This window comes from Peptoniphilus timonensis JC401, assembly GCF_000312025.1.
Classification (GTDB): Bacteria; Bacillota; Clostridia; order Tissierellales; family Peptoniphilaceae; genus Peptoniphilus_A; species Peptoniphilus_A timonensis.
In genome coordinates, this window is the sequence record NZ_HE978593.1 from 71893 (window position 1) to 77299 (window position 5407).

At 34.3% G+C, this 5407-nt stretch carries 5 protein-coding genes and 2 pseudogenes; all 7 read left to right on the plus strand.

Annotation, left to right across the window (positions count from 1 at the left end; genetic code table 11):
* Positions 1-390, plus strand: a pseudogene (locus HGPT_RS00385) (amidohydrolase); the annotation flags it as partial.
* A gap of 69 nt (positions 391-459) precedes the next feature.
* Entirely contained in the window at positions 460-1515 is a 1056-nt protein-coding gene (locus HGPT_RS00390) for an L-threonylcarbamoyladenylate synthase (protein ID WP_019137923.1), read from the plus strand.
* Positions 1516-1523: 8 nt separating this feature from the next.
* Positions 1524-1954, plus strand: a pseudogene (gene rpiB, locus HGPT_RS00395) (ribose 5-phosphate isomerase B).
* A 1-nt stretch (position 1955) separates the two neighbouring features.
* Positions 1956-2582 carry a uracil phosphoribosyltransferase gene (gene upp, locus HGPT_RS00400; protein WP_019137925.1) on the plus strand — a complete coding sequence of 209 codons (627 nt, stop codon included), beginning with the start codon at positions 1956-1958 and terminating at the stop codon, positions 2580-2582.
* 9 nt (positions 2583-2591) lie between these two features.
* Positions 2592-3620 (plus strand): glycosyltransferase family 4 protein, encoded by a 1029-nt coding sequence (locus HGPT_RS00405; protein ID WP_019137926.1) that lies wholly within the window; start codon positions 2592-2594, stop codon positions 3618-3620.
* A 1-nt stretch (position 3621) separates the two neighbouring features.
* A complete protein-coding gene (gene wecB / locus HGPT_RS00410; RefSeq protein ID WP_019137927.1) occupies positions 3622-4725 on the plus strand; it encodes a non-hydrolyzing UDP-N-acetylglucosamine 2-epimerase in 1104 nt (367 codons plus the stop codon).
* Positions 4726-4900: 175 nt separating this feature from the next.
* Positions 4901-5407, plus strand: a 507-nt coding sequence (locus tag HGPT_RS00415; protein WP_040542169.1) for a thiolase family protein, incomplete at its 3' end; no start/stop codon positions are given.

A 5407-nucleotide genomic window follows, 5' to 3' on the forward strand; every position in this document is an offset into this window, starting at 1 on the left:
GTAAAAATTTCTGAATATGAAAAGGGAAATGACAATACTGTTAGAAATATTGCTTTCAACGAAGTTTTAAAAGAAAAAATGGAAAAATATTTTGATGAAGAGATTAAAGACATTGAATTAAATTCTGGTTCAACTGATGCAGGGGATATTTCTCATGAAGTGCCAACTCTTCATGGTTACTTTAAAATAGCAGAAGAAGGAACTCCATCTCATACAGTGGAATTTAGAGATGCGACTATGACGGACTATGCCTTTAATCAAATGAAAAAGACTATTGCGGCAATAGTTGAAGTTGGAATAGAAATTTTGGAAAATGACGAAGCATATGAAAAAATATGTAAAGAATTTAAAGAAAGTGTAAAAAGTGGTAAAATTATACCCCACAAATAATTAAATAAGGATTAGCTATTAAAAAACGCCTCTCTTCTTGGTATAATGTTAAAGATAGAGGTGTTTTTTTTGAAAACAGACATAATTAAATTTAAAGGTAATGGAAAAGATAAGATCTATCTTAAAAAAATAAGCGAGACTTTAAAAGATGGAGGTCTTGTTGTCCTACCCACAGAAACAGTTTATGGACTTGGTGGCAATGGACTAAATAAGAGGACTTGTAAAAAAATATATGAAGCCAAGGGAAGACCTAGTGACAATCCCTTAATTCTTCACATTGCAGAAAATTCTCAACTTGATAACTTGGTTGCAGAAATTCCTGAAGTTGCAAAAAAATGTATTGAAAAGTTTTGGCCAGGACCACTTACAATTATTTTCAAGAGATCAAACATAATACCAGATGAAGCTACAGGCGGACTTGATACAGTTGCTATAAGAGAGCCAAACAATAAAATTGCCCACGATATTTTAAAAGCTGTGGACTTTCCTGTGGCAGCTCCTTCAGCTAATTTATCTGGCAGACCTTCTCCAACAAAGGTTGAACATGTAATAGAAGACCTTGATGGGAGAGTTGATATAATAGTAGATGGTGGTCACTCTGTAGTTGGAATTGAATCCACAGTTTTAGATGTTACGGTAGATCCACCAATGATTTTAAGACCAGGCAAGATAACTCTTGAAGATCTTAAAGAAGTTGATGAAAATATAACTATTGATACAGCAACAATTGATTCAAAAAGTGAAAAAGTGCCTAAATCCCCAGGACAAAAGTATAGACACTATGCTCCCAAGGCAGATGCAATTTGTTTTGGAGGAAGCCTTGATAAACTTGTAAATGAAATCAAGAAAAATATTGATGAAAATAAGGGCAAAAAAATTGCAGTTCTTGCAACTGAAGAAACTTTTGATGAATATAAGGATAAAGACATCAAATTGCTTATTAATCTTGGATCAAGAGAACATCTTGAGGAAGTTGCAACAAATTTATTTGACGCTATTAGAAGATGTGATGAAGAAGAAGTGGACATAATCTTTGCAGAAGGTTTTGAACTAAGGGGAATAGGTCTTAGTATTATGAACAGACTCTTGAAGGCTTGCGGTGGCAAAGTCGTCATGAGAATTTAGGAGGAAATATGAAAATAGCAATAGGATCTGACCACGCAGGTTTTTATTTAAAAAAAGATTTAATAGAATACTTAGAAGAAAAAATATAGAAGTAAAGGATATGGGACCCTTTGATGATTCTAGAGTAGATTATCCTGACTTTGGTCACGCAGTTGGTCATGCAGTAATAGATGATGATTTAGATTTTGGAATTGTTATTTGCGGTTCTGGAATAGGTATTTCTATTTCTGCAAATAAAGTTAAAGGAATAAGAGCAGCTCTTTGCTCTGAACCTTATTCTGCAAGACTTGCAAGACGCCACAATGATGCCAATGTTTTGGCAATGGGTGCAAGACTTATAGGTCATGATATGGCAATAGAAATAGTAGAAGCCTTCTTAGATGAAGAATTTGAAGGTGGAAGACATATTAATAGAGTAAATAAAATCGAGGAGGACTAATATGGGACTAACTATAATAAAACACCCCCTAATTGATCACAAGATGACAATATTAAGAAGAAAAGAAACTAGCTCCATGGAATTTAGACAAATTGTCACTGAAATTGCAACTTTGATGGGTTATGAAGTTACAAGAGATTTGGAAACTGAAGAAATCGAAATAGAAACACCTATTGGAAAGACTACTGGAAGAGTAATTTCTGGAAAGAAAATAGGAATTGTTCCAATTTTAAGAGCAGGCCTTGGCATGGTAGAAGGTTTACTTACAATTGTTCCTGCAGCAAGAGTTGGACATATAGGCATGTATCGTGATCCAGAAACTCATAAGCCAGTTACTTATTATTCAAAATTACCAAAAGATGTAGCATCAAGACAAATGATAATAGTAGATCCAATGCTTGCAACTGGTGGATCACTTATTGAAGCTATAGATGAATTAAAGAGAAACGGTGCAACAAATATAAAATCAATAAATCTTTTAGCAGCACCAGAAGGAGTTAAGGCAGTTGAGGAAGCTCACCCGGATGTAGAAATTTATCTTGCAGCTCTTGATGAAAAATTAAATGATGACAAATATATTGTACCTGGACTAGGTGATGCAGGAGACAGATTATTTGGAACGAAGTAAGAGGTTAATATGTATAAATATTTAGTACCCTTTTTGGCAGCTTTTGTGATTACATTTTTGCAAATGCCCTTTACTATAAAGTTTGCTAAAAAGAAGGGTTTTTTAGATGTGCCAAAGGACAACAGGCGTGTCCACAAAAAGCCTATACCAGTGGGCGGTGGCATTGCCATGGTAATATCTGTGTCTATACTTATGCTTTTCTTTTTACCAATTAATAAGGGACTTGTAATGACAATTATAGCGTCCCTAATCATTGCCATATCTGGACTTTATGATGACAAAAAGGGTTTAAGTCCTAAACTAAAATTTATTTTTCAAATTTTAGCAGCAGTGATTTTAATAATTGGTGGAATGAAAATTGAATTTGTCACAAATCCTTTTGACTCAAATGATGCCCTACTTATTTTAAACATGCTATCAATACCAGTAACTATATTTTGGGTGTGCGGTATAACAAACACAATAAATTTAATTGATGGTCTTGATGGATTGGCATCAGGAGTTTCTATGATATGTGCAATTTCAATGTTTTTTATAACTTATAATATGGGAAGATATGACGTCAGTCTTGTGTGTGCTTTAGTAGCTGGAGCTTGCCTTGGGTTTTTGCCCTTTAACTTTAATCCAGCAAAAATCTTTATGGGAGATACTGGAGCTCTTTACCTTGGTTTTATGCTTTCATATATAAGCATATCTGGCTTTTTAAAACAAGCTGCCATACTTATGATATTTGTGCCAGTATTAATTCTTGGAGTGCCAGTATTTGACACAGCCTTTGCTATGGTGAGAAGAAAATTATCAGGAAAGTCCATGGTTGAAGCAGACAAGGGTCATCTTCACCACAGATTATTAAAAATGGGCTTAAATCAAAGGCAGACAGTTGTAATTCTTTACTCTATATCTGCAATATTTGGCTTACTTGCAAATTTAATTTCAAAATTCCACTCATCTATTGCCCTAGTAATTTCTATTGGAGTAATAGTCCTTATATTGGCAACAGGAGTGGCAGCAGGTATGTTAAAAAATAAGGAGGAATAAATTGAAGGTATTATTTGTATTTGGTACAAGACCTGAGGGCATAAAAATGGCACCTATTATAAAAGAAGTTCAAAAAAGAGATAAATTTGAATGCTATACTTGTGTCACAGGTCAACATAGAGAAATGTTGGACCAAGTGCTAGAAATTTTTGATATAAAACCAGACTATGATTTAAATATTTTTAAAAAAGGACAATCTTTAACAGATGTAACTACAAAGACCCTTCTTGGTCTTGAAGAAATTTTAGATGAATTAAAACCAGACATACTACTAGTTCAAGGAGATACAACAACAGTATTTGCTGCAGCCTTAGCTGCTTTTTATAAAAAAATAAAAATTGGACATGTAGAAGCAGGACTTAGATCAGGAAACTTGTATTCGCCTTATCCAGAAGAGGCAAATAGAAAGCTCACTGGTGTAATTTCCAACTATCATTTCGCACCAACAGAGTCAAATAAAAAAAATCTCTTAGAAGAAGGTTATGATGAAAAAAATATTTTCATAACTGGAAATACTGTAATTGATGCACTGAAGTATTCAGTTAAAGAAGATTTTGTATTTGACGATGAAATTTTGAACAATTTAGATTATAATAGAGATGTAGTGTTACTTACTGCACATAGGAGAGAAAATTGGGGCAAGCCAATGGAAGATATTTTCAGTGCCATAAGACGAGTAGTTATGGAAAGGGAAAATCTTGAAATTGTCTTCCCAAGACATTTAAATCCTATAGTAAGGGAAGCTGCTGAAAAGTATTTCGCTGATTTAGACAGAGTTCATTTAATTGAGCCTCTTTCTTACCTTCCTTTTTCAAATCTAATGGCAAGAGTAAAATTTGTCGTTACAGACTCAGGAGGAGTTCAGGAAGAAGCACCTGCTCTTGGTAAACCTGTTCTTGTTCTTAGAAATGAAACAGAAAGAATGGAAGGAGTAGAGGCAAATACAGCAAAACTTGTGGGCACCAATTCACAAGATGTTTATGAAAGTATAGTTAGCTTATTAGATAATAAGGACCTATATGATAAAATGGCAAAGGCTGTAAATCCTTATGGAGATGGACATGCAGCTGAAAAAATTGTGGACGTACTCGAAGAAATGATTTAATTTTAGGATATTAAATCTGTTTAACTTGGGTAAAAATAAATTAGCAAGTCTTTTTAAGCAAAAGTTGAAAATATTTAAAAATAATATTTTGACTCAAACAACTTGTACAAATCAAAGGGAGAAATTGTGTTAAACTAGTGGTTTTATGCCACAAGGCACTATTAAGGAGGAAAAAATGGAAGATAGAATTGTTATAGCATCAGCTGCAAGAACAGCTGTAGGTGACTTCGGTGGTCAATTTAAAACTGTTCCAGCAGTAGAACTTGGAGTAGTAGCAGTTAAAGAAGCTCTTAAAAGAGCAAATGTAAAACCAGATATGGTAGACGAAGCTTACATTGGTAATGTTCTTCAAGCAGCTCAAGGACAAAACGTTGCAAGACAAGTTGTTCTTGGAGCAGGAATTGATATAAAAACTCCAGCTGTTACTATTAACGTTGTATGTGGATCAGGTCTTCGTGCAGTAAGTTTAGCAGCTCAAGTTATTAAAGCAGGAGATGCTGAAATCGTACTTGCTGGTGGTACTGAATCAATGTCAATGGCACCATACGCTCTTACTAACGAAAGATGGGGAGCAAGAATGGGCGACAAAAAAGTTGTTGACACAATGATTAAAGACGGTCTTTGGGACGCTTTCAACGACTACCACATGGGTATTACAGCTGAAAATGTAGCTGAAAAATAC

Excerpts from the sequence above, each read along its gene's own strand:
- upp (WP_019137925.1), top strand. The coding sequence starts at position 1,956 with ATGGGACTAACTATAATAAAACACCCCCTAATTGATCACAAGATGACA.
- HGPT_RS00405 (WP_019137926.1), top strand. The coding sequence starts at position 2,592 with ATGTATAAATATTTAGTACCCTTTTTGGCAGCTTTTGTGATTACATTT.